Source organism: Pseudomonas jilinensis (assembly GCF_003586265.1).
GTDB classification, from domain to species: Bacteria; Pseudomonadota; Gammaproteobacteria; order Pseudomonadales; family Pseudomonadaceae; genus Halopseudomonas; species Halopseudomonas phragmitis.
Genome location: NZ_QJSA01000001.1, coordinates 306,283 through 331,851, shown reverse-complemented (window position 1 = coordinate 331,851; position 25,569 = coordinate 306,283). Strand labels below are relative to the sequence as shown.

28 protein-coding genes and 1 riboswitch are annotated in these 25,569 nt (G+C 60.8%); of the genes, 21 read left to right on the top strand and 7 right to left on the bottom strand.

What is annotated here, in order from left to right:
* Positions 1-14 precede the first annotated feature (14 nt).
* Complete coding sequence (locus C2846_RS01490) at positions 15-1,460, bottom strand: YfcC family protein (protein ID WP_119700507.1); 1,446 nt, start codon at positions 1,458-1,460, stop codon at positions 15-17.
* Positions 1,461-1,770: 310 nt separating this feature from the next.
* Here C2846_RS01490 and C2846_RS01485 point away from each other — a divergent pair, with 310 nt between their 5' ends.
* Entirely contained in the window at positions 1,771-2,247 is a 477-nt protein-coding gene (locus tag C2846_RS01485; RefSeq protein WP_080049796.1) for a hypothetical protein, read from the top strand.
* 49 nt (positions 2,248-2,296) lie between these two features.
* The gene (locus tag C2846_RS01480) at positions 2,297-2,680 is read left to right on the top strand and encodes a hypothetical protein (protein ID WP_080049795.1); all 384 of its coding nucleotides are present in this window, start codon (positions 2,297-2,299) and stop codon (positions 2,678-2,680) included.
* Here C2846_RS01480 and C2846_RS01475 read toward each other — a convergent pair.
* The 3 genes from C2846_RS01475 to hrpB form a co-directional block, all read right to left on the bottom strand.
* Complete coding sequence (locus C2846_RS01475; RefSeq protein WP_080049794.1) at positions 2,677-3,246, bottom strand: TMEM165/GDT1 family protein; 570 nt, start codon at positions 3,244-3,246, stop codon at positions 2,677-2,679. The two genes, C2846_RS01480 and C2846_RS01475, sit on opposite strands and share 4 nt — an antisense overlap.
* A 242-nt stretch (positions 3,247-3,488) precedes the next feature.
* A riboswitch (yybP-ykoY riboswitch) is annotated at positions 3,489-3,581 on the bottom strand.
* A gap of 36 nt (positions 3,582-3,617) precedes the next feature.
* Positions 3,618-4,637, bottom strand: coding sequence for a methyltransferase (locus C2846_RS01470; protein WP_080049793.1), 1,020 nt, complete (start codon positions 4,635-4,637; stop codon positions 3,618-3,620).
* A gap of 85 nt (positions 4,638-4,722) precedes the next feature.
* Complete coding sequence (hrpB, locus tag C2846_RS01465) at positions 4,723-7,260, bottom strand: ATP-dependent helicase HrpB (protein ID WP_080049792.1); 2,538 nt, start codon at positions 7,258-7,260, stop codon at positions 4,723-4,725.
* 75 nt (positions 7,261-7,335) lie between these two features.
* Between hrpB and C2846_RS01460 the strand changes: the two genes are divergently transcribed.
* The 9 genes from C2846_RS01460 (at position 7,336) to C2846_RS01420 (ending at position 14,979) form a co-directional block, all read left to right on the top strand.
* The gene (locus C2846_RS01460; RefSeq protein WP_080049791.1) at positions 7,336-7,746 is read left to right on the top strand and encodes a polyribonucleotide nucleotidyltransferase; all 411 of its coding nucleotides are present in this window, start codon (positions 7,336-7,338) and stop codon (positions 7,744-7,746) included.
* Positions 7,746-8,627 carry a cation diffusion facilitator family transporter gene (locus C2846_RS01455; RefSeq protein WP_080049790.1) on the top strand — a complete coding sequence of 294 codons (882 nt, stop codon included), beginning with the start codon at positions 7,746-7,748 and terminating at the stop codon, positions 8,625-8,627. The genes C2846_RS01460 and C2846_RS01455 overlap by 1 nt, the downstream gene beginning before the upstream one ends.
* Before the next feature lie 317 nt (positions 8,628-8,944).
* Complete coding sequence (locus C2846_RS01450; protein ID WP_080049789.1) at positions 8,945-9,433, top strand: Lrp/AsnC family transcriptional regulator; 489 nt, start codon at positions 8,945-8,947, stop codon at positions 9,431-9,433.
* A 111-nt stretch (positions 9,434-9,544) separates the two neighbouring features.
* A complete protein-coding gene (locus C2846_RS01445) occupies positions 9,545-9,712 on the top strand; it encodes a DUF2788 domain-containing protein (protein ID WP_119700551.1) in 168 nt (55 codons plus the stop codon).
* Positions 9,713-9,950: 238 nt separating this feature from the next.
* Positions 9,951-10,592: a TetR/AcrR family transcriptional regulator gene (locus C2846_RS01440; RefSeq protein WP_080049787.1), complete on the top strand. Its 642-nt coding sequence runs from the start codon at positions 9,951-9,953 to the stop codon at positions 10,590-10,592.
* Entirely contained in the window at positions 10,589-12,238 is a 1,650-nt protein-coding gene (locus C2846_RS01435) for an acyl-CoA dehydrogenase family protein (RefSeq protein ID WP_119700506.1), read from the top strand. The genes C2846_RS01440 and C2846_RS01435 overlap by 4 nt, the downstream gene beginning before the upstream one ends.
* Positions 12,239-12,331: 93 nt before the next feature.
* A complete protein-coding gene (locus tag C2846_RS01430; protein WP_119700505.1) occupies positions 12,332-13,810 on the top strand; it encodes a class I adenylate-forming enzyme family protein in 1,479 nt (492 codons plus the stop codon).
* A 42-nt stretch (positions 13,811-13,852) separates the two neighbouring features.
* The gene (locus C2846_RS01425) at positions 13,853-14,296 is read left to right on the top strand and encodes a PaaI family thioesterase (RefSeq protein ID WP_080049784.1); all 444 of its coding nucleotides are present in this window, start codon (positions 13,853-13,855) and stop codon (positions 14,294-14,296) included.
* A 71-nt stretch (positions 14,297-14,367) separates the two neighbouring features.
* Positions 14,368-14,979, top strand: coding sequence for a pseudouridine synthase (locus C2846_RS01420; protein ID WP_080049783.1), 612 nt, complete (start codon positions 14,368-14,370; stop codon positions 14,977-14,979).
* Between the two features lie 3 nt (positions 14,980-14,982).
* On the opposite strand, the gene C2846_RS01415 is transcribed toward C2846_RS01420, so the two are convergent.
* Complete coding sequence (locus C2846_RS01415; RefSeq protein WP_205890064.1) at positions 14,983-15,408, bottom strand: Mpo1 family 2-hydroxy fatty acid dioxygenase; 426 nt, start codon at positions 15,406-15,408, stop codon at positions 14,983-14,985.
* A 139-nt stretch (positions 15,409-15,547) separates the two neighbouring features.
* Between C2846_RS01415 and C2846_RS01410 the strand changes: the two genes are divergently transcribed.
* The 5 genes from C2846_RS01410 to C2846_RS01390 are packed head-to-tail and all read left to right on the top strand — an operon-like array spanning position 15,548 to position 19,562.
* A complete protein-coding gene (locus C2846_RS01410) occupies positions 15,548-16,345 on the top strand; it encodes a hydroxymethylpyrimidine/phosphomethylpyrimidine kinase (RefSeq protein WP_165443741.1) in 798 nt (265 codons plus the stop codon).
* Between the two features lie 13 nt (positions 16,346-16,358).
* A complete protein-coding gene (gene thiE / locus C2846_RS01405; protein ID WP_080049781.1) occupies positions 16,359-16,988 on the top strand; it encodes a thiamine phosphate synthase in 630 nt (209 codons plus the stop codon).
* 17 nt (positions 16,989-17,005) lie between these two features.
* Positions 17,006-18,286 (top strand): glutamate-1-semialdehyde 2,1-aminomutase, encoded by a 1,281-nt coding sequence (hemL, locus tag C2846_RS01400; protein WP_080049780.1) that lies wholly within the window; start codon positions 17,006-17,008, stop codon positions 18,284-18,286.
* Complete coding sequence (locus tag C2846_RS01395) at positions 18,283-18,948, top strand: hypothetical protein (protein ID WP_080049779.1); 666 nt, start codon at positions 18,283-18,285, stop codon at positions 18,946-18,948. The genes hemL and C2846_RS01395 overlap by 4 nt, the downstream gene beginning before the upstream one ends.
* Complete coding sequence (locus C2846_RS01390; RefSeq protein WP_080049778.1) at positions 18,948-19,562, top strand: tetratricopeptide repeat protein; 615 nt, start codon at positions 18,948-18,950, stop codon at positions 19,560-19,562. The genes C2846_RS01395 and C2846_RS01390 overlap by 1 nt, the downstream gene beginning before the upstream one ends.
* 14 nt (positions 19,563-19,576) lie before the next feature.
* On the opposite strand, the gene C2846_RS01385 is transcribed toward C2846_RS01390, so the two are convergent.
* Positions 19,577-19,906 (bottom strand): DUF1820 family protein, encoded by a 330-nt coding sequence (locus C2846_RS01385; RefSeq protein WP_080049777.1) that lies wholly within the window; start codon positions 19,904-19,906, stop codon positions 19,577-19,579.
* A 97-nt stretch (positions 19,907-20,003) separates the two neighbouring features.
* Here C2846_RS01385 and miaB point away from each other — a divergent pair, with 97 nt between their 5' ends.
* The 5 genes from miaB to lnt all read left to right on the top strand — a co-directional run bounded on the left by miaB (position 20,004) and on the right by lnt (position 25,265).
* Positions 20,004-21,320 carry a tRNA (N6-isopentenyl adenosine(37)-C2)-methylthiotransferase MiaB gene (gene miaB, locus C2846_RS01380; protein WP_080049776.1) on the top strand — a complete coding sequence of 439 codons (1,317 nt, stop codon included), beginning with the start codon at positions 20,004-20,006 and terminating at the stop codon, positions 21,318-21,320.
* A gap of 102 nt (positions 21,321-21,422) precedes the next feature.
* Positions 21,423-22,445, top strand: a complete 1,023-nt coding sequence (locus tag C2846_RS01375) for a PhoH family protein (RefSeq protein ID WP_080049775.1) — start codon at positions 21,423-21,425, stop codon at positions 22,443-22,445.
* The gene (gene ybeY, locus C2846_RS01370; protein WP_080049774.1) at positions 22,435-22,893 is read left to right on the top strand and encodes an rRNA maturation RNase YbeY; all 459 of its coding nucleotides are present in this window, start codon (positions 22,435-22,437) and stop codon (positions 22,891-22,893) included. Before C2846_RS01375 ends, ybeY begins: the two co-directional genes overlap by 11 nt.
* 5 nt (positions 22,894-22,898) lie before the next feature.
* A complete protein-coding gene (locus C2846_RS01365) occupies positions 22,899-23,738 on the top strand; it encodes an HlyC/CorC family transporter (RefSeq protein ID WP_080049773.1) in 840 nt (279 codons plus the stop codon).
* An 18-nt stretch (positions 23,739-23,756) separates the two neighbouring features.
* A complete protein-coding gene (gene lnt, locus C2846_RS01360; protein WP_080049772.1) occupies positions 23,757-25,265 on the top strand; it encodes an apolipoprotein N-acyltransferase in 1,509 nt (502 codons plus the stop codon).
* Here lnt and C2846_RS01355 read toward each other — a convergent pair.
* Entirely contained in the window at positions 25,215-25,499 is a 285-nt protein-coding gene (locus tag C2846_RS01355; RefSeq protein ID WP_080049771.1) for a hypothetical protein, read from the bottom strand. The genes lnt and C2846_RS01355 overlap by 51 nt on opposite strands.
* Positions 25,500-25,569 lie beyond the last annotated feature (70 nt).

The following is a 25,569-nucleotide window of genomic DNA, read 5'->3' as shown; positions in this document are numbered from 1 at the left end:
CTTTTTTCAGTGAATTACAGGAAGGCGCCGATGCTGATTACCACGCTGATGAAGATGGTCAGAATCAGCAGCAGCGGCCAGATGAACACCAGCCACTTGTCATAGGACACCCTCCCTATCGCCAGGCCACCGATCACCACCGCGAACGTCGGATTGATCAGGTTCACCAGGCCATTGGCCGATTGATAGGCTGTCACCACCAGGTCGCGGCTGACGTTGGCAAAATCCGCCAACGGCGCCAGGATCGGCATCGACAGTACGGCAAGACCGGACGAGGACGGCACGAAGAAGCTCATGCCCACTTCGATCCAGAAGATCAGATTGATGAACCCCAGAGCCGACATGCCACCCAGCGTGGTTTCGGCGCTGTGCAGAATCGAGTCAGCGATCATGCCCTGCTCCATGATCACCACAATGCCCCGGGCCAGACCAACCACCAAGGCCACCCCGAGCAAATCGCGGGCACCATCGACAAAACAACTGGTCAGACGTTTTTCTCCCAGCCGGGCCACCAGACCAACGACTATTGCCGCACCTAGGAACAACGCGCCCATATTGGCCATCCACCAGTCCTGGGATGACACGCCCCAGACCATCGCCACAAAGGTCAGGACGAAGATCACCAGCACCAGTTTCTGGGTGAGGCTCAGAGTGAAATCGTCGATCTCATCATGCCCCTGCAAAAACAGCTTGCGGTGAGCTTCGCGCTGGCGCGCCACGATGGATTTTGACGGATCGTTCTTGACCCTCTGGGCATAGCGCATCACATAGGCGCAGCAGATCAGCAAGCCGCCGATCAACAGCACCAGGCGCAGCACCATACCGTCAGTAAAGGGGATACCGGCGGCATTGGATGCGATCACAGTCGCAAACGGGTTGATGGTTGAGCCCAGCACCCCGATCCCGGCGCCAATCAGGATGATCGCAACCCCGGTAACCGCGTCATAGCCGGCAGCAATGATGATCGGGATCAGAATGGCATAAAACGCCAGGGTTTCTTCGGCCATGCCATAGGTCGTGCCCCCCAAGGCGAACAGGAGCATCAGGATAGGAATCATCCAGATCTCTCGGCCCTCCAGTTTGTGCATGGCACTGCGGATCGCTGTGTCGATTGCTCCGGTGGCATTGACCACCCCGAGAAAACCGCCGAGAAACAGTACGAACAAGGCCACATCGATGGCGTTGGCGGCATAACTGTCCGGATCATAGAACCCTGCCGTCGGCGCCATCAGCACCTCGACAAAGCCCTGCGGGTTGGGTTCGACCACCTCAAAGGTGCCCGGTACGGCTACCTCTCGGCCAATCTCCTCGTTCATCACCCGTTCGTATTGTCCTGCGGGAATGATCCAGGTTAGTGCTGCGACCAGAATGATCAGCAAAAACAGAATGCTGTAAGCCGTGGGGAAACGGCTAGCCAGATCTTCTTCGAGATTTTGCGCGGACGCGCTGTCATCAGCCATAAGAGTTCTCCTATTCGTGGTGCCTCACGAAGGCTACTCCTGGGACTGCCAAGCCTGCGGTGCACCCACGAGGACAAGCCAGAGCCGGGCGCACTGTCTCAGCATAGAACAGCTCCTATGGCTGACAACTGATCTGAGTCAATTACAACCCCTCTTGAGGACAGTGCTTAACCCACACTGCAAAACAGTCGTTTTAGCCCTGTGATCGGCGCAACCAGCTTCATCACCAATATCACCGGTGCTCACTCAATGCTGGCATAATGCTGGGCGTTGACCCATTGAAGACCATAACCCCAAGCAAGGAGCTGTCATGTCCCAACTGCAAGAAAAACTCGGCCCCGCCGTCATTCAAGCGCTGATTGTCTGCGTCGTGCGCTTTTTCACCATTCCCTGGTCAATCTGGAAAGGTGCTGCCCTGCGTCTGGCTGAACGCCGCCAGGCAGCCGGCAATCCGGACGACGCCAGCAGTAAATCGGAATTTCCGGTATTTGACTGGATTCGCGCAGCCTGGGATGGTCTGATCTTCCTATCCTGGTTCGTCGGCGCAGTAGTTGCAGTGATTACCCTGTTCGGCGTGATGTTCCGGGTTGGCTTCTTCAGCGGCATCGGTAGCGCCATCGGAGTAGTGGTGTATTTCTACTTCGCCGTGATCCTGATGTCGTTCTTCAAGGAAAGTCTGATCCTGCTGCTGGCAATCGCCATGAACGTCGAGAAGCTGGCAAACAAGTCTGCAGCCCAGGCTCCAGCCGCTGTCGCGGCCCCAGAGCCGTCGCAGCAAACTCCATAACGCCATCCTGCGGGCACTGAAATATCAGTGCCCGCCTCTAGTCGCATCCATGGCCAAACCCAAGAATCCGCGCAAAGCATCCCGGCGCGCATCGACACCACGCATTCCACGCAACCTGCTGGAGAGTCTCGCTCTCAAGCTGGCTCAGGAACCGCTAGGCAACCGGATTATCATCCTGCCGTTCTTGCCAACCTGCATTTATCCGGCATCCTTCGTTCTTTATGGCAAAGCAGCGGGTTATCTCGGACTGGTTCTGGCAGCATTGTGCTTTCTGTATGCGGTATTCCAGACCGAACGCTTCATCAACCAGGTCACCGACGGCCACAATGCCAACAGCATCAGTGCCTTGCTCGTTAAACACCTGCTGTTGGCAACCTGTGCACTGGTGGTGGCTATAACCATTGAACAATTACTGAAAATTGGAACCGTCTAACCGCTGAATGCCAGCCAGCCGGCATACAGGCCCATCACCAGGAAGGCGCTGGCTGCAACGATCCGAATCAGCTTGAACGGCAGGCGCCCGGCCATCACATTACCCATGAATACTACCGGCACGTTAGCCAGCAGCATGCCCAGCGTGGTACCCAGCACCACCCAGACATAGGCATCGAACTGCGCCGCCAGCACCACAGTAGCCACCTGGGTCTTGTCACCCATTTCGGCCAGAAAGAACGCCACCAGGGTTGCCATGAACGCGCCATAGCGACTGATCGGCGGGGTATCTTCGTCATCGAGCTTATCGGGAATCAGGGTCCAGCCAGCCACGGCGATGAAACTCACAGCCAGGATCAAGTGCAGCCAGAAGTCACTCAGCAACACGCTGACCCATTGGCCAACGGCGCCGGCCAGTGCGTGGTTGAGAACAGTGGCAATCAGAATGCCCCAGACAATCGGCCAGGGCCGACGAAAACGGGCAGCCAGCAGCAGCGCCAGCAGTTGGGTTTTGTCGCCGATCTCTGCCAGCGTGACAATACCGGTTGAAACGAAGAAGGCTTCCACGGAATTTCCAGAGAGGGCGGGGTTACGATTCCATTGACACACGACTACCCCCGCCCTCGGCTGGTGGTCATGTGTCAAAGGTCTCGTCAAACCCCTGGGAACCTCTGAAAACTACCTGCGTTGCCTCAGCGGCGTTAAAAACAGGCTCAAAATGCTCATTTACAGTCTGTAAACTGCGCTTTTTCGCCTGTTTTTTCCTTGCTGTGGCTGCCTCGCCTACGTTTTCAGAGCTACCCAGTCACACGCGGTGACGGCGGGTCGCAGGTGCCATGATCTGCGGATCAATTATGTTGACACCTGCCTCATGAGAGAGACTACTCCCCTAAGACGGGCGCAACTTTAGCAAGTCATTGCAGTAGCTGCAACTGGGCTCAACCCGGCGCCACAGCAGAATACACTTTGAAGCGGCTGTTCTCGCGCAACACCCGGCACGGGCCAATATGCGACTCGATCTGCGGAGGATAACGCAAAAAGCCATTGGCAACGATGCGCAGCTCACCGCCAGGCAGCAGATGGCGGGTCACCTGATTGAAGAAGCGCTCGGCAATCCCGGTATCCTGACGGATCCCGGTATGGAACGGCGGATTGCTGATCACTGCATGATAGCGCCCGTGCACCTCACTGAGCCCATCGGAGGGGTATACCTCGGCCTCGACGCCGTTGCGCGCCAAACTCTGAGCGGCGCAGTACAGGGCCAGGGCATCGGTATCTACCAGTTCAAACCGGCACTCAGGGTTGCGCCGCGCCAGGGCGATCGACAGCACACCACTGCCGCAGCCAAAATCCAGCACCTTACCGACCGGCAACGGGGCGGGCTCCTCCAGCAGCAATTCACTGCCCTCGTCCAGCCGACCGTGACTGAACACACCGGGCAGGCTCAGCAGCTCAATCTGCTGGTCCGCCAGCTCGACCGTGAACGACTGCTGCCAGTCGGCCAGAGCAAAGGGCGCCGCCGGTGCGTCCAGCTGCACCCGCCAGAGCTGGCAGTGCCGGGCTGAGTCGAGCTTTTCCGGTTGGCTGCCAAACTGGCCAAGCAGTTTATCCGCACGGCTGACTCCGCCCTTTTTCTCCCCAACCAGATACAGCGGCTGACCGGAAGCCAGCAACGGAGCGATCTGGGCAAGAGCGTACTCCGCGCGCTCAATAGCCTTGGGCATAACCAAAATGGCAGCGTCGAGCTGTCCGACCTCTGGACATAGATGACTAAAGCTTAAGCAGGCCTCATCCAGGCGCCCCTTGAGCCCCAGCCAAGCGGCATAATCCCAGGTCCAGACCTGCCAGTCAGCTTCCAGGCTGGCGGTCAGACCGTCAGCCTGCGGATTGACCAGCAACACCCGCTTGCCGGCAAACAGCTCGGCACTGCGTTCGATGATCTGACTGGTGTTGTCCATGCACAGCTCCTGGCAGCGGGGTGGGCTGGCGATTGTACGGATTCGGGCCTGGGGGTGCCAGTTTGCGGCGGCTTACACCCAAGGTTTACACCCTGGGCTTGGCCCGCCGGGTCGGTTCGGCCTGCAGCGGATCATCGGGCCAGTAGTGTTTGGGGTAGCGGCCCTTCATGTCCTTCTTCACCTCGGCATAGCTGCCACGCCAGAATCCGGCCAGATCCTGGGTTACCTGCACCGGCCGTTGCGCCGGCGACAGTAGATGCAGCTTGAGCGCCAGCCGCCCGGCGGCAATACGCGGCGTATCGGCGCTGCCGAACAACTCCTGCAAACGCACCGCCAGCACTGGTGGATGTTCACTGTAATCGATACGGATTCGCGAGCCGGTCGGCACGGTCCAGTGGGTCGGCGCTTGCTCCTCCAGTCGCTGCGGCAATGGCCAGGGCAGCAGCGTGGCGAGAATGTTGTGCAGATCCAGATTGGCGAAGTGGCTGAGTCGGCTAACCCTGTCCAGATACGGCGCCAGCCAGTCTTCCAGACTGTCGAGCAGGGCCTGGTCGGACAGGTCAGGCCAGTCACTCGACTGCCCCGCCTCCAGATCCAGCTGGCGCAGCAGGGCAATGCGCGCCTGCCATTGGCGCAGTGCCGGGGTCCAGGGCAGCAGCACCAGGCCCTGCTTGCGCACCACCGCGCACAGGGCACGGTTGCGCTGGGCCGGATCGATACTGGTGAGCGGCTCGCGACTAACCACCAGGGCACCCAGTTTGCATTGGCGCTCGGCAACCAGCGTTTCAGTGCGAGCATCCCAGGCCAGGGTATCTTCGCTGTCAAGCAGCTCGGCCAGATGGCTGTGGATCAGCACCTCATCCAGCGCAGCGGCTAGGAAAATCCGCGCACTGCGCTGACTGGCATGTCCGCCCAGGCTGGCCACCACCAGCCAGCGTTGCTGTTGCAGCGAGTCGACCTGAGCAAAGGCGGCGGAACGGCCGTTGGCCAGCCGATAGTCGCTGCCGGACTCCCCACGACGCTGGGCGATCCGGTCAGGATAGGCCAGCGCCAGCAACAGCCCCTGCCAATGTTCATGCTCTGGCTCGCTGACCACTTCCGCACTGGGCTGACGCTCAATCAGCCGCTGCCATTGCTCGGCCAGTTGCCGGGCCCGTTGCAGTGCACCACGATCAACCGAGGGCTCGGCTTTGGGATCATCAAACAGCATCAGGCGCCGGGCAATATCGGCATCCTCAACCCCGCGTAACAGATCACGTTCACCAATCAATGCCGCCAACCGACAGGCCAGACGCCCAAGCCCCAGAGCCTGACCACGCAGTAGCATGTGCGCCAGACGTGGATGCATCGGCAGTTCGGCCATCGCCCGGCCATGCTCGCTCAACTGCCAGCCGCGCTCATCCCGGCTCAAGGCACCGAGGCGCTGCAACAGTTCGCGGCCCTGCTGCAATGCGGCCACTGGCGGTGGGTCCAGCCAGTCCAGGTCATCGGCTTGCTGCACACCCCACTGCGCCAGTTGCAGGGCCAGCGGCGCCAGATCGGCCTGGCGCATTTCCGGCTCGGTCTGGGCCGCCAGTTGCTCATGCTGGGTGGCTGACCACAGCCGGTAACATACCCCCGGCTGCAAACGCCCGGCGCGCCCGGCACGCTGCTCGGCCGCAGCCCGTGAGACCCGCCGGGTGTGCAGTCGGGTCATGCCGCTAACCGGGTCAAAGGCGGCCTCACGTGACAGGCCAGCATCCACCACCACCCGAATGCCCTCAATGGTCAGACTGGTTTCGGCAATCCGGGTCGCCAACACCACCTTGCGCTGACCGGACTCGGCCGGGCTGATGGCCCGACGCTGCTCGGTAAAATCCAGCTCGCCATACAGCGGCGTTAGCTGAATGTCGTCACGCCCCTGCAACGCCTCACTCAGTTGCGCCTGAACCCGGCGGATTTCCGCCGTGCCGGGCAGAAAAACCAGCAAGCTGCCAGACTCATCAGCCAACGCCTGTAACACCGTTTGCACCACCCGCGGCTCAATGAACTCGCTGGGCCGGAAGGCGGCGCCATAACGCACCTCAACCGGATACTGACGGCCCTCGCTGCGCACCAGCGGCGCCTGATCGAGCAACGCACAAATCGCCTCGGCATCCAGCGTTGCGGACATCACCAGCAGTTTCAGCGGCGGCTGATCACGCAGGTATTGCTGGGTCTGGCGACACAGCGCCAGACCCAGATCGGCATCCAGACTGCGCTCATGGAATTCATCGAAAATCACCAGCCCAACACCGGGCAGCTCCGGATCGGCCTGCAACAGCCGTTGCAGAATTCCCTCGGTCACCACCTCGATGCGGGTCGCCTGACTGACCCGTGTTTCCAGACGGATGCGGTAACCCACGGTCTGCCCGACCGGCTCGCCAAGCAATTGCGCCAGCCGTTCGGCCGCGGCCCGCGCGGCCAGGCGCCGGGGCTCAAGCAGAATGATTTTCTGCCCGGCCAACCAGTCAGCGTCCAGCAAAGCCAATGGCACCAGAGTAGTTTTGCCAGCCCCGGGTGGCGCTTGCAGCACAGCACAGGGCGCAGCAGCCAAGGTCTGCTTCAACTCGGGTATCACGGCGCTGACAGGGAGATCATGCATGCGCTACTGCCATCTGTTGGACAAAGTCAGGCATTATACTGACCATCGATCCAGCCTTGTTCAACGGAAGTCATCATGAATTTGAAACCCCTCGCCAGCATCATCCTGACCGCTACCCTGACCAGCCAACTGGCTGCCTGCGGCACCGTGTTCTACCCCGAACGCCGTGGCCAGATCAGTGGTGAGATCGATAGCGGCGTCGCCATTCTCAACGGCATTGGCCTGCTGTTCTATATCATTCCCGGACTGATCGCCTTCGCCGTGGATTTCGCCACCGGTGCGATTTACCTGCCCGACGCCCGCTACTCGCTGGCTCCGGAGCGGCTGAACCAGGCCGTTGATGAGCACGGCCAGGTCGACGCACAAAAGCTGCAGGCGATTTTGTACCAGGATTTGGGCATTGAACTGCCGTTGGAACAGGCCCAGCGCCTGAGCGCTCCCAGCACCCAGCAGTTGGCACTCCTCGGTTTGCCGCCCAGGGCCTGATGAACAACCGGCATCTAACTACCGAGCAACGCGCCCGGTTACTCAAACTAGCCACTTACGCGTCAGTGTCGGTGGCCTTGCTGCTGATCCTGCTCAAGACCTCGGTCTGGCTGATGTCGGGCTCGGTGAGTCTGCTGGCCTCGCTGATCGACTCGCTGATGGATGCCGGCGCCTCGCTGATCAACCTGTTTGCCGTGCGCTACGCGCTCAAGCCAGCCGATCATGATCACCGGTTCGGCCACGGCAAGGCAGAGGCACTGGCGGCCCTGGCGCAAGCGGCATTCATCACCGGCTCGGCAGTATTGGTAATGCTGCAAGGAATTGATCGGCTGCTCAACCCCAGGGGGCTGGAAGCAGCCTGGCTGGGCGTGGCAGTAATGCTGTTTTCGATCGCCGCAACCATGGGGCTGCTACTGATCCAGCGCCATGTGATCCGCCGTACCGGCTCCACCGCGATCAAGGCCGATGCCCTGCACTACCGTTCAGACCTGCTGCTCAATGCCAGCATCATCGTCGCACTACTGCTGGCCCATTATGGGATCGCCCGGGCCGACGCTCTGTTCGGGCTGGTGATCGCGTTATATATCGGATACGGCGCGCTGCGTATCGGCTGGGATGCAATCCAGATTTTGATGGACCACGAACTACCGGATTCCGTGCGCAACGAAGCCCTGGCACTTGCCCGTGCGATTCCCGGGGTGGTTGATGTGCACGACCTGCGCACTCGCCAATCTGGCCAGCAGTGGTTCATGCAGATGCATGTCGAGTTGCCCTCCAACCTTAGCCTGGCCCAGGCCCATGAGTTGGGCGAGCAGGTACGGCTGACAATCACAAAGCGCTTTCCCCAGGCCGAAGTACTAGTGCACAAGGACCCGGTCTAGTCTTTACAGGGCTGCACGAAAAAGGCCGACTCGCAAGAATCGGCCTTTTTCGGGGGTGTCCTCAGCTATCCTGATCGGCTAGTGCCTGACTCCCGAGCCTTGTGAGCGGGGTAACCGGCTGGTGCTGCACCTGGTAAGGTGTTTCACCCCGGACCACCTTGTGAGTGGGCCGGCTGGACGACCGGTCTCGGCGTTCAATCGATGTGTTTATGCTACGGCGATCGCTCCGACATTTCTTGCCTAAAATTGCACGAAACCACTATCATTCAGCAATACTCGACTACAAAATACACATTTTAAGCAATCAAGGCGCAGCAATGACTGAACACACGCTGGATCGCTACGATCTGAAGATCCTAGCCGAACTGCAACACGATGCCCGAATCAGCAATCAAGAGCTGGCCGAGCGCATCGGCCTGTCACCCTCGCCCTGCTCACGCCGGGTCAAACAACTGGAAGACGCCGGTTATATCAACCGCCAGGTCGCCTTGCTCGACCCGCGCAAGCTGGGCCTGACCCTGACCGCCTTCGTGATGATCGGCATGGACCGGCATACTCCGGAGCGCTTTGCCGGCTTCGAGCAGGTGATCAAGGACTGCCCGGAGGTGCTGGACTGCTGCCTCGTCACCGGGATGGAAGCCGACTACCACCTGCGGGTAGTAGTGCCTGACATGGAGCATTACCAGCAGTTTCTGCTCGGCAAGCTGACCCGTATCGAAGGGGTATCCAGCGTGCGCTCGAGTTTTGTCCTCAATCAGGTGGTGGCCTCTACCGAGCTGCCCCTCAAACATCTTGGGCGACACTGAGTCGCTGCGACGACCTGTCGCGCTCAGTCGGCCCACGCACCTGTATAATGGCCGCGCAGTCAATCTTTCTGGAGTCATCGCTTGGATTACGAACAGTTTGAAGCCATCGCCATGCCCGTGATGATCTTCGGCCTGGTAGCCTTCATGGGGTTTATCGTCTGGGATCTGGCCAAGCAGTCCAAGGCTGGACGTTACGGCACCATGGTGCTGTTCTTTGCCCTGGGCCTGGGCGTAGCCGCCTTTGTGATCAAAGAAGTGGTTATTGCCGTTATCGGCTGAAAAACTACCTGCGTTGGCAATACGGCGTTAAAAACAGCCTCAAAATGCTCATTTACACTATGTAAACTGCGCTTTTTCGGCTGTTTTTGCCTTGTCTTGCCAGCCTCGCCTACGTTTTTTCAGCGGTTCCTTAAGGACTGAACTGGCCAGTTCGACCAGCACTCTGACCGAAATCCCTCCTGCATCAAAGTCTGAATCCTGATTCACTACACCCATAATATGAACCAGGATTCAGACTATGGCCTACCGAGTGACCGAAGCCCGCCTGGAGCGAGACCAGGCTCAGCGTGAGCACATACTCGATTGCGCACTCCAGCAGGTCGCCGAGGGCGGCTTCGCCAGTCTGAGCATGACCGGTCTGGCCAGCGCTGCTGGTATCGCCACCGGTAGTCTGTACCGGCATTTTTCCGGCAAGGGTGCACTGGCTGCAGAAGTATTTACCCGCGCTACCCGTATTGAGTTTGAAACCCTGAAAAGTCAGTTCATGGGTACCGGCAGCGCCGAACAACGGTTGCGTCGAGGACTGGCCCAGTTTGCTGCCCGTGCCTGGCACAGCCGCCAACTGGCCTTTGCCCTGATTGCCGAACCGGTCGAAGCGGAAGTGGACACCCAGCGCCTGCGCTTTCGCGAAGCCTATGCCGAGATCTACTGCAAGCTAATCCGCGAAGGCAGTGCCGACGGCAGCTTTCAGGTCGACAACATTCCCCTGACCGCCGCCTGTCTGGTCGGTGCCGTGGCCGAAGCCCTGGTCGGCCCCCTCTCGCCCCAGGCACGCGCAGCCCGCGCCAGTGGCCTCCCCAGCGAAAGCCTGGAAAGCGTCACCCGGGCCATCATACGTTTCAGTCTGCGCGCCCTGGGCGCCAAGGAGATCAACGCATGAACCTGCACACCTATGCCGAAACCCATGAAGTCACCAACCAGGTGCCGCCGCTGGATGGCATCAACCTCTATCGCAGCGACCTGCCCTTGCAGGAGTGGGTACGACGCTTTAAGGGCGACTGGGCCGATGCCGAACTCAGCGCCTATGGCGAGTTGGCCGGCGGTCCCTTGATGCAGGCCGGATTCCTGGCCAACGAAAACAAACCGCAGTTCAAGAGCCACGACCGCTATGGTCACCGCATTGATCTGGTCGAGTTTCATCCGGCTTATCATGAACTGATGGGCGCGGCGATTGCCGCCGGCATCCCCTCGGCGCCCTGGACCGACCCGCGCGCTGGCGCTCAGGTGGCCCGGGCAGCAACCATGTACCTGCACAATCAGGCGGAATCCGGCACCAGTTGCCCGCTGACCATGACCTACGCCTGCGTCCCGGCCATCAAACTACAGCCGGACGTTGCCGAGCAATGGCTGCCGAAGATCCTGTCGCGCCAATACGACCCACGCAACCTGCCGATTGAGCAGAAAACCGGCGCCACTATCGGCATGGCCATGACCGAGAAACAGGGCGGTACCGATGTACGTGCCAACACTACCCGGGCCTACCCGGTTGGCGTCGGCGGCCCTGGCCAGTCCTACGAACTGGTCGGGCACAAATGGTTCTGCTCGGCGCCGATGTGTGATGCCTTCCTGACTCTGGCCTATACCGACAAGGGACTATCCTGCTTCCTGCTGCCACGCCACCGCCCGGATGGCAGCCGCAACCAGTTCTATATCCAGCGCCTGAAGAACAAGCTGGGCAATTGGGCCAATGCCTCCAGCGAAATCGAATACCGTGGTGCCCTGGCCTGGATGATCGGTGAGGAAGGTCGCGGGGTACCAACTATCATCGAAATGGTCTCGTTGACTCGCTTTGACTGCATGATCGGTTCCAGCTCGCTGATGCGCCAAGCCCTGACCCAAGCCACCCACCACTGCGCCCACCGCAAGGTCGGCGGCCGGGTGCTGGCCGAGCAGCCGTTAATGCAGAACGTACTGGCCGATCTGGCGCTGGAAAGCGAGGCAGCGCTAGCCCTGACCCTGCGCATGGGCAAGGCGCTGGACAACGCCCATGACGAGCAGGAAGACAAGTTCGCCCGGCTGGTCACCGCTATCGGCAAGTACTGGATCTGTAAGCGGGCCCCGGCCATGATCAACGAGGCTCAGGAATGCCTGGGCGGCGCCGGTTACGTGGAAGACACCATACTGCCCAGGCTGTACCGCGAAGCGCCAGTCAACTCGATCTGGGAAGGCTCGGGCAACGTCCAGTGCCTGGATGTGCTGCGCGCGCTGTCCAAGGAGGCCGGCGTACTTGATGCTCTATTCGCCGAACTGGGCGAAGGCCATGGTGACGCCCGCCTGGCAGCGCATATCCAGCGCCTGCAAACCGACTTCCGCAATACCGATGACATCCAGTACCGCGCCCGCCAGTTGACCGAGGACGTGGCCGTAGCGTTGCAGGCCAAGCTGCTGTTGGAGGCTGGCAACACCACGGTCTCCGACGCCTTCATCGCCAGTCGCCTGGATGGCCACGGCCGGGTCTACGGCACCCTGCCCCGCGGCCTTGATGTGGAGGCTTTGGTGGCTCGCGCAACGCCCAATGCAGGATGAAGCAACCGGCCCTGGCTGTACCAGGGCCGGCCCACAGCAATCGACAAGCACCCAGCAACACCAAACTACAAAAACAATGAGGTATGCCCCTCCATGCAGATCGCTGAACTGCTGGCCGTCAACGCCCGCAAATATCCTGACCATGAAGCCATCATCACCCCTGACAGCCGACATACCTGGCGGCAATTGCATCAACAGAGCCTGAAACTGGCAGGCTACCTGCAGCAGCATTACAACATTAACCCAGGCGACAGAGTCGCTCTGTTCATGACCAACAGTTACCCATGGGTATTGAGCTATTTCGCGGTGATCAACCTCGGCGCCATTCTGGTCCCGATCAACGCGCGGCTGAGAGGCGAAGAACTCGGATACATTCTCGGTGACTGCCAGGCCAGACTGCTGCTAAGCAGTGAACAACAGGCGTCAATCCTGGCCAGCAGCACCGCTCGCTGCCCCACCCTGCTGCTGGATACAGCGGACAGTATGCTGAGCTCGACCCGCGACGATTTTAAGCCGCCAGCGATACAGCCCCAGGACGCTTGCACCTTGCTCTACACATCAGGAACCACCGGTCGCCCCAAAGGCGTACTGTTTAACCACCTCAACATATTGACTGTGGCGACCACCACTGTGGTGGAAATGGGGGTAAATCACGACAGCCGGTTACTGCATATGATGCCGCTGACCCATTCGGCTCCGGTGCATGTGTTCCTGCTTGGCGGTACTCTGGTCGGCGCCTGTCACGTCGTTCTCAGTGAATTTCGCCCTGACCTGCTGCTGGACTGGGTTGAACGTGAGCGCATCACCCACTTCTTTGGCGCCCCGGTAGCTTTTCTGCTGACCGCCGCACAACCGGATATAGGTCAACGTGATCTGAGCTCCATGCAGGCCTGGATTTATGGGGGCGCGCCACTCTCCAGCGAACAGATCGGCAAGGTCAGCCAGGCTTTTGGTTCCAATCAGTTCTACTGTGTCTATGGCCTGACTGAAGCCGGCCCCAGCGGTACCTTGCTCGACCCCATGGAACACAGTGAAAAAGCCGGATCGATTGGCAAGCGTGGCGCCCTGCACACCGAGATCCGTCTGGTCGATGAACAGTTGAAAGATATAACCGACGACAGGGTTGGCGAAATTCTCATCCGCAGTGAAGCCATGATGCAGGGCTACTGGAACAACCCACAGGCGACCGCCGACTGCCTGACCGAGGATGGCTGGCTGCACAGTGGCGATCTGGCCCGGCGTGATGCCGAGGGCTATCTTTGGGTCGTCGGACGCAAGAAAGACCTGATCATATCAGGCGGTGTGAACATCTATCCGCGAGAGATTGAGGCACTGCTTGAGCAGCACCCCGCGATAGTGGAAGTGGCGGTGATCGGCGTTCCTCACGAGCAATGGGGTGAGACCGTCAAGGCCTGTGTAGTACTGCGCCAGCCGCTGACAAACCTGGCCGGCGAACTGCGCCACTACCTTGAGTCGCGCCTTGCCGACTACAAGATCCCGCACCTTTACCAGCTGTGTGAAGCCTTGCCACGCAACGCCAATGGCAAGGTCATGAAACACAAGCTCAGTTGAACGCACCTGGCGAGCCAGCTACCAGCACAAGAGGAACTAAAAATGAATGAACATCAACAGCCCAGCGCACGCCAGCGCGCCATCGTTGAAGCCGGTTTCGCCAGGGCCAACTTCATCGGTGACCTGGGGATTCGCATGACTGACTGCGGCGTGGGCTGGGTGGAAGCGGCAGTCGATATTCTGCCACGGCACGCCCAGCAAAATGGTTTCGTTCACGCCGGATTGCAAACGACGCTAGCCGACCACAGCGCCGGCGCTGCTGCCGGTATGCTGGCCCCTGAGGGCCACACCGTGCTGACACTGGAGTTCAAAGTGAATCTGCTGCGCCCGGCCCTGTGTGACAGGTTGCTATGCCGTGCCGAGGTACTCAAGGCGGGTCGGCAGGTCAGTGTTGTCGAGGCAGAAGTATTCGCCATGATCGGCGGCGAGAAACGCCTGTTCAGTAAGGCCACGGTGACCATGGCGGTGGTGGAAATTCCCACCTGAGACACGGCGGGTTGCCGCGAGCGGACACGGGCACTAGCATAAACAGCCATCCCTCGTCTGCAGGCCCTTACATGCCCAGAAAGCCCGCCCCGGCAGCATCGCGCCGTCCATCACACCCGCGCCGTCAGCGCACGCCAGCACCGGACCAGCCACGTTTGATCGCGCTGAACAAACCATTCGATGTGCTGACCCAGTTCACTGATGGCCAGGGCCGCGCCACCCTCAAAGACTTCATCGACATTCCCGGCGTGTACGCCGCCGGACGCCTGGATCGCGACAGCGAAGGGTTGTTGCTGCTGACCAACGATGGCCGCCTGCAGGCCCGGATCACAGACCCCAAACACAAACTGGCCAAGACCTACTGGGTCCAGGTCGAGGGCCTGCCCAGTACCGAGCAGTTGGCTCAACTGCGTGCTGGTCCGCTACTCAACGACGGCCCGACCCGCCCGGCCGAAGTGGAACTGATCGCCGAGCCAGTACTTTGGCCGCGCAACCCGCCGGTACGTTTTCGCAAGACAGTGCCGACCAGTTGGCTGGCGATCACCATCCGTGAGGGACGCAACCGCCAGGTGCGGCGCATGACCGCCGCTGTTGGGCTGCCGACTCTGCGGCTGGTCAGAGTGAAGATCGGCGAATGGGAGCTGGGCGGACTGCAGCCGGGAGAATGGCGCGAGATTGGCTGAACGTTAGTAGTCTATCCCCAGCCGGCGGAACACAAAGCCCAACAGCCAGATCGGACCGATCAGCAGAAACTGCACATCCTTGAAGAACGACGGTTTCTTGCCTTCGATATGGTGACCAATGAACTGGCCCACCCAGGCCAGCACGAAGATTGCCAGACACGGCCAGAACACGTAGGTCATCATGCTCAGAATCAGCAACATGACCAGACTGAGCACCAGCATCACCAGAGCAATGCGCCAGGACAGCATCACATAGAACACCAGCGCCACGCCCACCACCAGCATCGAGACCCAGGGATGAATAGCCCACAACATGCCCAGCACGCTGAAAGTAATCAGCGGTACGCAAATCCAGTGAAACAGCTTGTTGACCGGGTTCTGGTGACTTTCCGCATATTCGTCGAACCATTGATCGATAGGTTTCATCATCGGCCTGCACCTGTCCTGAGCATTGTTATTGTGGCTGTAATAAAGCGACAATCCTGCCATATAGCCGATCAGCGCCAATGGCCCTGACAGCCAGGCGACTGACCTGCAGTTCTATCCACCTTGATGATAAGCTTAGCCCATGACCACACCAATGCCCTCTCGACCCGTTGTTCTCTGCCTGTCCGGCCACGACCCCAGCGGCGGTGCCGGCCTGCAGGCCGATATCGAAGCGTTGCTGGCCCAGGGTTGCCATGCCGCCCCGACCGTGACCGCGCTGACCGTGCAGGATACCGTCGATGTCAGTGACTTCCGGGTGCTGGACCGTGAATGGGTCCTGGCCCAGGCTCGCAAGGTGATCGCCGACCTGCCGATTGCCGCAGTCAAGCTCGGCATGCTCGGCTCGGTCGACATGGTCGAGACTGTACTCGAACTGATGCAGCAACTACCGGGAGCGCCCCTGGTCTGCGATCCGGTACTGCGTGCCGGTGGTGGTGGCTCGCTCGGCAAGGATGATGTCGGCTATGCACTGCGCGAACGGCTATTCCCGATAGCCGCCATTGCCACTCCCAACCTGCCCGAAGCACGCATTCTTGCCGAATTGCCAGAAGGCAGCGCCGATGAGTGCGCCGAACGGCTGCTGCCGCATATCAGCCACCTGCTGATCACCGGCGGGCATGGCGACGAAAGCGAAGTACATAACCGACTCTACTGCGCCGACGGTAGCCGCCATGACTTCACCTGCCAGCGCCTGCCCGGCAACTACCATGGCTCCGGCTGCACCATGGCCAGCGCCCTGGCCGGCCGCCTGGCCCTGGGTGAAGGGCTGGTCAGCGCGGTCCGTTCGGCGCTCGACTACACCTGGCGCACCCTGCGCGATGCCGAGCAACCCGGCCACGGCCAGTATGTGCCACGCCGCCTGCCACTGGATGCCTGCTGATGGAGAACCAGCAATGAGCCTGCGCGGCCTGTACGCCATCACCGACAGCAAATTGCTGGCCGACGGCAAGCTGCTGCCCTGGGTTGACGCAGCCCTGGCCGGCGGCGCCCGACTGCTACAGTATCGCGACAAATCCACCGACAGTGCCCGCCGACTCGACGAAGCCACTCAACTGAAAAGCCTGTGCAGCTATTACGGTGCTGAGCTGATCATCAACGATGACCTGGCCCTGGCGACCGAACTGGGCGTCGGCCTGCACCTTGGCCGCGACGACGGTTCACTGCGCGAGGCTCGTCAGCAGTTGGGACGTGACGCGATCATTGGCGCCACCTGCCACGCCAGCCTCGACTTTGCAGAACAAGCGGCCGCAGCCGGCGCCAGCTACCTGGCCTTCGGGCGTTTTTTCCAATCAGTGACCAAGCCCGGTGCTCCGGCGGCCACCCCGGTGCTGCTGGAGCAGGCACGCAAGCGCTATAGCCTGCCACTGGTCGCCATTGGCGGCGTGACTTTGCACAATGGCCCACAACTGATCAGCGCCGGTGCCGACCTGCTGGCGGTGGTCAACGGCCTGTTCGGCGCCGATACCACCGCTGAAGTCGAGCGTCGCGCGCGCGGCTTTACCGAATTATTTTCCAGTCTTTGAATCCTGAGAGAGTACTCATGTCCCGTTCCGAAATCCTCTTTGCCAACGCCCAGAAACACATCCCCGGCGGCGTCAATTCGCCGGTTCGCGCGTTCAAGAGCGTCGGCGGTACCCCGCTGTTCTTCAAACATGCCCAAGGCGCCTATGTGATCGACGAAGACGACAAGCGCTACGTTGACTACGTCGGCTCCTGGGGCCCGATGATCCTCGGCCACAGCCATCCGGACGTACTCGACGCCGTGCGCCGCCAGCTTGACCACGGCCTGTCCTATGGCGCACCGACCGCACTGGAAACCGAGATGGCCGAACTGGTCTGTTCGCTGGTGCCGTCGATGGATATGGTCCGCATGGTCAGCTCCGGCACCGAGGCCACCATGAGCGCAATCCGCCTGGCCCGCGGCTACACCGGTCGCGACAGCATCATCAAGTTCGAGGGCTGCTACCACGGCCACTCTGACAGCCTGCTGGTCAAGGCCGGCTCTGGCGCCCTGACCCAGGGCGTGCCGAACTCTGCTGGCGTGCCGGCAGCCTTCGCCAAACACACCCTGACCCTGCCATTCAACGATATCAATGCAGTGGCTGAGTGCCTGACCCAAGTTGGTAACGAGGTCGCCTGCATCATCGTCGAGCCGGTGGCCGGCAACATGAACTGCGTACCGCCAGCACCCGGTTTCCTGGAAGGCCTGCGCGAACTGTGCGACAAGCATGGCGTAGTGCTAATTTTCGACGAAGTAATGACCGGTTTCCGCGTAGCCCTGGGTGGCGCTCAGGCACACTATGAGGTCACCCCGGACCTGACCACCTTCGGCAAGATCATCGGCGGCGGCATGCCGGTCGGCTGTTTCGGTGGTAAGCGCGCAATCATGGAACATATCGCTCCGCTCGGCCCGGTCTATCAGGCCGGCACCCTGTCGGGCAATCCGCTGGCCATGGCTGCCGGCCTGACCACCCTCAAGCTGATCAGCCGCCCGGGCTTTCACAGCGAGCTTGCCGACTACACCACGCGCCTGCTCGACGGCCTGCAACAGCGCGCCGATGCCGCCGGCATCCCGTTCGTCACCACCCAGGCCGGCGGCATGTTCGGCCTGTACTTCAGCGGTGCCGACGATATCGTCACCTTCGCTGATGTGATGGCCAGTGACGCCGAACGCTTCAAACGCTTCTTCCATCTGATGCTGGACGCTGGCGTATACCTGGCGCCTAGCGCCTTCGAAGCCGGCTTTACCTCGATCGCCCATGGCGATACCGAGCTCAAATTGACCCTGGACGCCGCCGAGAAGGCCTTCGCCGCCCTATGATCGCTATCAGCTATCTGCTCCTGACCCTGTTCCTCGCCGGCCTTAGCCTGTGGCTCTGGCCACGCCGGGTCGGACGGCATACCGGTGCACGGGGTGCATTGAACGCCGGCCTGGTCGCATTGCTGCTGGCGGCGCTCAGCAGCCTGCTGCTGACGCTCGGCCAGTGGGGAGCCAGTGGCACGGCAATGGCCGACGCCCAGCGGATCTTCGGCCTGGCCGCGCAGCACCTCAGCCTGCCGCTACTGGGACTGGTCAGTGTCTATCTGGCTCGGGGACTACGCTGGAAGCCGATGATCTGGGGCCAGGTCATTCTGGGCCTGATGGCCTGCTTCGAGCTGTCGCGCTATCTCGGCTGGCAACCCGGCTACCACTGGCTGGTCAACCTGCTCGGTGCTGCCGGCCTGCTGGCCAGCGCGGTACTGTACCTGGGCCGCGACAAGCGTATCGCCGGACTCTGCCTGATCGCTCCGGTCAGCCTGATCGCTCCTGCCCTACTCAGCCAGCAATTGCCATTGACCGCCCTGCTCAGCGCCGAGGCCAGCGCCAGTTGGCTGCTGCCAGGCTTCGTCGCTGCCGCACTGGCGGTTGGCCTGCTGGCCGAACAGGCGCACAATAGCGACAACGCGTGTCCCAGCAACGACTCGACAACGGCACCTCGGTGATGACAGCTTCCATACGCCCCCTGCTAATCCCCCTTGGTTTCGGTCTGCTGCTGCCAGCCCTGGCTCTGGCCGAATCCGGCAATCCACTACTGATCAGCACCGAAGAGCGCTGCGCGCTCAATCGGGTGGACGATGACAGTCTGCCGCTGGCGATTGAGCAGTGCACGGCGCTGGCCAAAGCCGGCGACGCCCAGGCCCAATTCGAGATGGGCGAGTTGTACAACAGCGGCGAACGTCTGGAGCGCGACGTGGAAATGGCGCTGGAATGGTATGAAGAAGCCTCGATCCAAGGCCATCCCACAGCCCAGTATCGACTTGGCCTGATGCACTATCAGGGCGAGGGGGTACCGCGCAACCTGCCCCAGGCCTTCATCATTCTGAAAATGGCGGCAGTCAACGGCGAAGATACTGCAATGGATGCCAGCGACCGGATTGCCGAAGAGATGGGACCGGAAGAGCTGGCGGTAGCCAATCAGGTACTCAGCACTCTGTTTCGAAACTACCTGGCCCAATTGCGTGAAGAGCAACTCAATCGCGCACTGGTACCCGAGCCCAGCCCGGCCCTGGGCCCGGAAACGCCGGTAACACCGGCCGACCCCGAACCGCTGGAATAGACGGAGAAGAGCGCTCAGCCCTGGGTCGGGCCTGGCGGCAGCGGAAACGGCATAACGTTGCCGCCCTTGGCTTCACTGATCTTGGCCTGACCGACACGCTCGACTTCGTCGATGCGCACGATCGCCTGAACCGGGATGAAGCTGCGCTTGACGCCTTCGAACTGGGTCTTGAGCTTCTCTTCGCCGGGATCGACCAGCACGCCAGAGCGCTCACCGAACACCAGTTCCTCGATCTCCATGAAACCCCAGAGCTCGCTCTGGAAGATTTGCCGGGCATAGAGTTCGAAAACCTGGCCCTGATTATTGAAAATCACCCGAAAGATCGGCTGTTTGTCTTTGCTCATGAGGATTGCGGACACGCTAATGATGAAGTGCGGGCGCGGATCATAGCATACCGTGTATAATCGCGCTTTTTTCCGAGAGCATTCTTTCGTAGACCCCATGGCCAAGAAACTCTTTATCCAGACCCACGGCTGCCAGATGAACGAGTATGACAGCTCGCGCATGGCGGACCTGCTCGGCGAACATCAGGCAATGGAGCTGACCGACAACCCCGAAGACGCGGATGTCATCCTGCTCAACACCTGCTCGATCCGCGAGAAGGCCCAGGAAAAAGTGTTTTCCGAGCTGGGGCGCTGGCGGCCACTCAAGGAAAAGAACCCGGAACTGATCATCGGTGTCGGTGGCTGCGTCGCCAGCCAGGAAGGCACCGCGATCCGTGACCGCGCGTCCTATGTTGATGTGGTATTTGGTCCGCAGACCCTGCACCGCCTACCGGAAATGATCGACGCCGCACGCAGTACCAAAACCGCCCAGGTCGACGTCTCCTTCCCGGAAATCGAAAAGTTCGACCGTCTGCCCGAACCCCGGGTCGATGGCCCGACCGCCTTCGTCTCAATTATGGAAGGTTGCAGCAAGTACTGCAGCTTCTGTGTAGTGCCGTACACTCGCGGCGAAGAAGTCAGTCGGCCACTGGCCGACGTATTGGCCGAAATCATTCACCTGGCCGAGAACGGAGTCAAGGAAGTCACCTTGCTTGGCCAGAACGTCAACGGCTACCGGTTTGACGGCACGGACTTCGCTGACCTGCTGCACGCAGTGGCGGCGATCGACGGCATCGAGCGCATCCGCTACACCACCAGCCACCCGCTGGAGTTTTCCGATGCGATCATTCAGGCCCATGCCGAGCTTCCTAAACTGGTGAAGTACCTGCACCTGCCGGTACAGTCCGGCTCCGACCGGGTGCTGGCGGCGATGAAACGCAATCATACCGCCCTGGAATACAAGTCACGGATTCGCAAGCTCAAGGCCGCCGTGCCGGACATTATCCTCAGTTCGGATTTCATCGTCGGCTTTCCCGGCGAGACCGACCGTGACTTCGAGCAGACCATGAAACTGGTGGAAGAGGTCGGTTTCGACTTCTCCTATTCGTTCATCTACAGTGCCCGCCCCGGCACCCCTGCTTCCGACCTCAAGGACGACACCCCAACCGAGGTTAAGAAGCAGCGCCTGCAAATCCTCCAGGCACGCCTCAACCAGCAGGGCTTCGAGAACAGCCGGCGCATGGTCGGTAGCACTCAACGCATTCTGGTCAGCGACTTCTCGAAAAAGGACCCAGGCATGCTCCAGGGCCGCACCGAGCACAATCGGGTAGTCAACTTCCGCTGCGACAACCCGGCCCTGATCGGCCAGTTCGCCGAAGTCGAGATTATCGAGGCGCTGCCGCACTCGCTGCGCGGACAATTGAAAAGTCACTGACAACCCAGGCTGGGAGCGACCTGCTTCCAGTCTACTTTGCATGACGCCGTCTGAGCGTTATGCTGTATTCAACTTGAGCCACATGGCGCCCCATAGACCACTTTGAACGCTCCCTTGCATATACACCGCTTCAGCATCGAACCCGTGGATTCCCGGCGTTTCGCCAGTCTTTGCGGGCAGTTCGACGAACATCTGCACCTGATCGAGCAACGTCTCGGCATTGAGGTGCGCAACCGCGGCAATCACTTCGAGCTTATCGGCGATCCGGCCATCACCCGCTCGGCCGAAGCCGTACTGCGCCAACTGTACCGCGAAACCCGCGGCAAGCAGGAGCTGACCCCGGACACCGTACACCTGTACCTGCAGGAATCTGGCCTGGAAAACCTCAGCGAAACGCTCAATGACGTCGACGGGCACCAGCCAGTGCTGCTGCGCACCAAACGTATGACGATTCAGCCGCGCGGACCGAACCAGCAAAGCTATGTACGCTCGATTCAGGAACATGACATCAACTTTGGTATCGGCCCGGCCGGTACCGGCAAGACCTACCTCGCCGTAGCCTGCGCGGTCGACGCCCTTGAGCGCGATCAGATTCGCCGCATACTGCTGGTCCGCCCGGCAGTAGAGGCCGGTGAGAAACTGGGCTTTTTGCCTGGCGACCTGGCTCAGAAAATCGACCCTTATCTGCGCCCGCTGTACGACGCCCTGTACGAGATGCTCGGTTTCGATCAGGTCGCCAAGCTGATCGAGCGCCAGGTTATTGAAGTCGCGCCGCTGGCCTATATGCGCGGCCGGACCCTGAACAACAGCTTCATCATCCTCGACGAGAGCCAGAACACCACAGTCGAGCAGATGAAGATGTTCCTGACCCGGATTGGCTTCGGCTCCACCGCCGTGATCACCGGCGACATCACCCAGGTCGACCTGCCACGCGGCACCCGTTCCGGACTGATTCATGTGATGGACGTGCTCAACGGTGTCAAGGGCATCGGCTTCACCCATTTCAAATCCAAGGACGTGGTCCGTCACCCGCTGGTGCAACGCATTGTCGAAGCCTATGATCGCTTCGATCACGCTCAGGAGAAGGCCCGCAAGGAGCGTCAGGAGCCAAGCGATGACGCTTGATCTGGACATCCAGCGCGCCACCGACCTGCCTGGCCAGCCTGACGACGACTGTTTCATACGCTGGGCCGGGCTGGCCCTGCGCGACAAGCCCGGCCATGAACTGACCATTCGTCTGGTCGATGCCGAAGAAAGCCAGGCACTCAACCGCGAATACCGCCAGCGCGACTATCCAACCAATGTACTGTCGTTTCCGGCCGACCTGCCGCCGGAACTGGATATCCCGCTGCTCGGCGATCTGGTGATCTGCGTCCCGGTGGTACTGCGCGAAGCCGCCGAACAAAGCAAGACACCCGAGGCCCACTGGGCCCATATGGTTATCCACGGCTGCCTGCACCTGGTTGGCTACGACCATATCGAAGACGCCGAAGCCGAGGTCATGGAAACCCTGGAAACCCGGCTACTGGCCGAACTGGGCTTTCCCGACCCCTATATTTCCCCCAACGAGTAAGGAACATGAGCGAAGATCGATCGACCAACGGACATAAGTCCTGGCTGGACAGACTGGTCCAGGCTTTTGTCCATGAACCCAAGAATCGCCAGGAACTATTGGAACTGCTGCGCGAAGCGCATCAGAACGAGGTCCTGGATATCGAGGCCCTGTCGATCATCGAAGGCGCTCTGCAGGTCTCCGACATGCAGGTCCGGGACATCATGGTTCCGCGCTCACAGATGACCACCATCAAATCCACCCAGGCCCCACGTGACTTCCTGCCGGCCGTGATCGAGGCTGCGCACTCGCGCTACCCGGTAATCGGTGAAAGCATCGACGAAGTGCTGGGCATTCTGCTGGCCAAGGACCTGTTGCCGCTATTGCTGGACGGCAATTGCGAACGCTTCAACCTCAAGGAAGTGCTGCGTCCAGCGACCTTCGTGCCCGAATCCAAGCGGCTCAACGTATTGCTGCGCGAATTCCGCTCGACCCGTAATCATATGGCCATCGTCATCGACGAATATGGCGGCGTCTCCGGACTGGTCACTATCGAGGACGTGCTGGAGCAGATCGTTGGCGATATCGAGGATGAACACGATGTCGACGAAGATAGCCAGATCAAGCCATTGCCCAGCGGCGACTTCCTGGTCAAGGGCCTGACCCCGATCGAAGACTTCAACGAGCACTTCGGCAGCGACTTCCCCGACGAAGAGTTCGATACCGTCGGCGGGCTGGTCATGAATGCCTTCGGTCATCTGCCCAAACGCAACGAAGTAGTTGAACTGGAAGGCTTCCGGGTCCGGGTACTCAACGCCGACAGCCGCCGTGTTCATCTGCTGCGCATCACCGTAATCGATCAATAAGGACAAGGACGCCGCATCGTGCGACACCCGCTTCACTGGCTGCAAGCCCCAGGCTGGACCGGCCATCTGCTCGCGCTGGCTGGCGGCGCACTGGGCACCCTGGCCTTCACTCCGTTCGATATCTGGCCCCTGGGCCTGCTCTCGGCCGCCCTGCTCTACCAGGGCCTGGCCCGAATTGAAGGTCGCCAGGCCTTCTTGCGTGGCTGGCTATGGGGGCTTGGCCTGTTTGCCAGCGGGGTCTCTTGGGTCTACATCAGCATTCATATACACGGCGACGCCTCACCAGCTCTGGCTGGGCTGCTGACAGCCGGCTTTGTTGCTGGTCTGGCGCTGATCTACGGCTTGATGGCCTGGCTCTGGAGCCGCTGGCTACGCCCAACGGGGCCCTGGCTGAGCGTGAGCGGCTTTGCTGCGTTGTGGGTTGGTCAGGAGTTTTTCCGCGCCTGGTTCCTCACAGGCTTTCCCTGGCTGTATCAGGGCTACGCCCTGCTCGATACCTGGCTGGCCGGCTGGGCTCCGCTGGGTGGTGTCTGGCTGGTCAGCCTGTTCAGCGTACTGACGGCCACCATCTTGAGCGAAACCCGGCTCTGGCACCTGCCACGCGCACTCGCTGGCCTGGGCCTGGTGCTGGCGATCTGGCTCGGTGGCTGGGCCCTGTACGGCCGGGAGTGGACCCAGCCGGCCGGCGAGCCGCTGTCAGTCGCCCTGGTTCAGGCCGACATCCCGCAATCACGCAAGTGGGACCCGGCCCATATCGAGCACACCCTGACCCTGTACCGCGACATGAGCTACGCGCACCTGGGCAGTGACCTGATTATCTGGCCGGAAACCGCAGTACCGGTACTGAGCAGCCGGGCCGAGCCGTTCGTCCAGGGCATCGCTGCTAATCTGGCCGAGCACGGCAGCACCCTGATCACCGGCATCCCGGTCGATGACTACAGCACCGGTAGTCTGCGTATCTATAACGGTATTCTGGTGGCCGGTGAAGACGCCAATCAGTACCTCAAGCACAAACTGGTGCCATTCGGCGAATATGTGCCACTGGAAGCCTGGTTGCGCGGCCTGATTGCATTCTTCGACCTGCCGATGTCGAGCTTCTCGCGTGGCGCAGCCGATCAGCCACCCTTGCGCGCCGCCGGCTATCGACTGGCACCGTTCATCTGCTACGAAGTGGTCTATCCGGATTTCGCCGCCCGTCTGGCGGCTCAGAGCGAACTATTGATCACTATCAGCAACGACAGCTGGTTTGGTGAATCGATTGGTCCGCTGCAACACTTACAAATGGCTCGTATGCGGGCACTGGAAAGCGGCCGCTGGATGATCCGCGGAACCAATAACGGCGTTACCGCCCTGATTGACCACCAGGGCGGTATTCGCGCGCAAGTTCCACAGTTCCAGCCCCTGACCCTGAAAGGCTGGGTTCAGCCCCACGAAGGTTTGACCCCCTATTTGCGCTGGCGCGGCTGGCCTGTCGGGCTAGCCGTGCTGGCGCTGCTGCTGTTGTGTGTCGTGCGCCGCCAGCGCTGAACTGCGGTATGACGCGGCCCGCTGCTCAGCTATGGTATCGAGAATCCGCCATAGCAAGCGCAAGTCCTCCGGACTCAATCCGTTGACTTCCAGCTCGGTCAGTCCCGGCGGCTGTCCGTCCAGCCACTGGCGCGTCCGTGCCATATCCAGTGCCTGATCCAGCCGCCGCAACAACCGATCATAGGAGGAATCCCGGTTCCGACACGCCAGTGGTTCCGGCTCCGGTGCTTTCATCAATCACTTACCTCTGTATATCGAGTTGCCAAGCCACCCCGGCCTCCATCAATGACCGGCGTCTACTCAA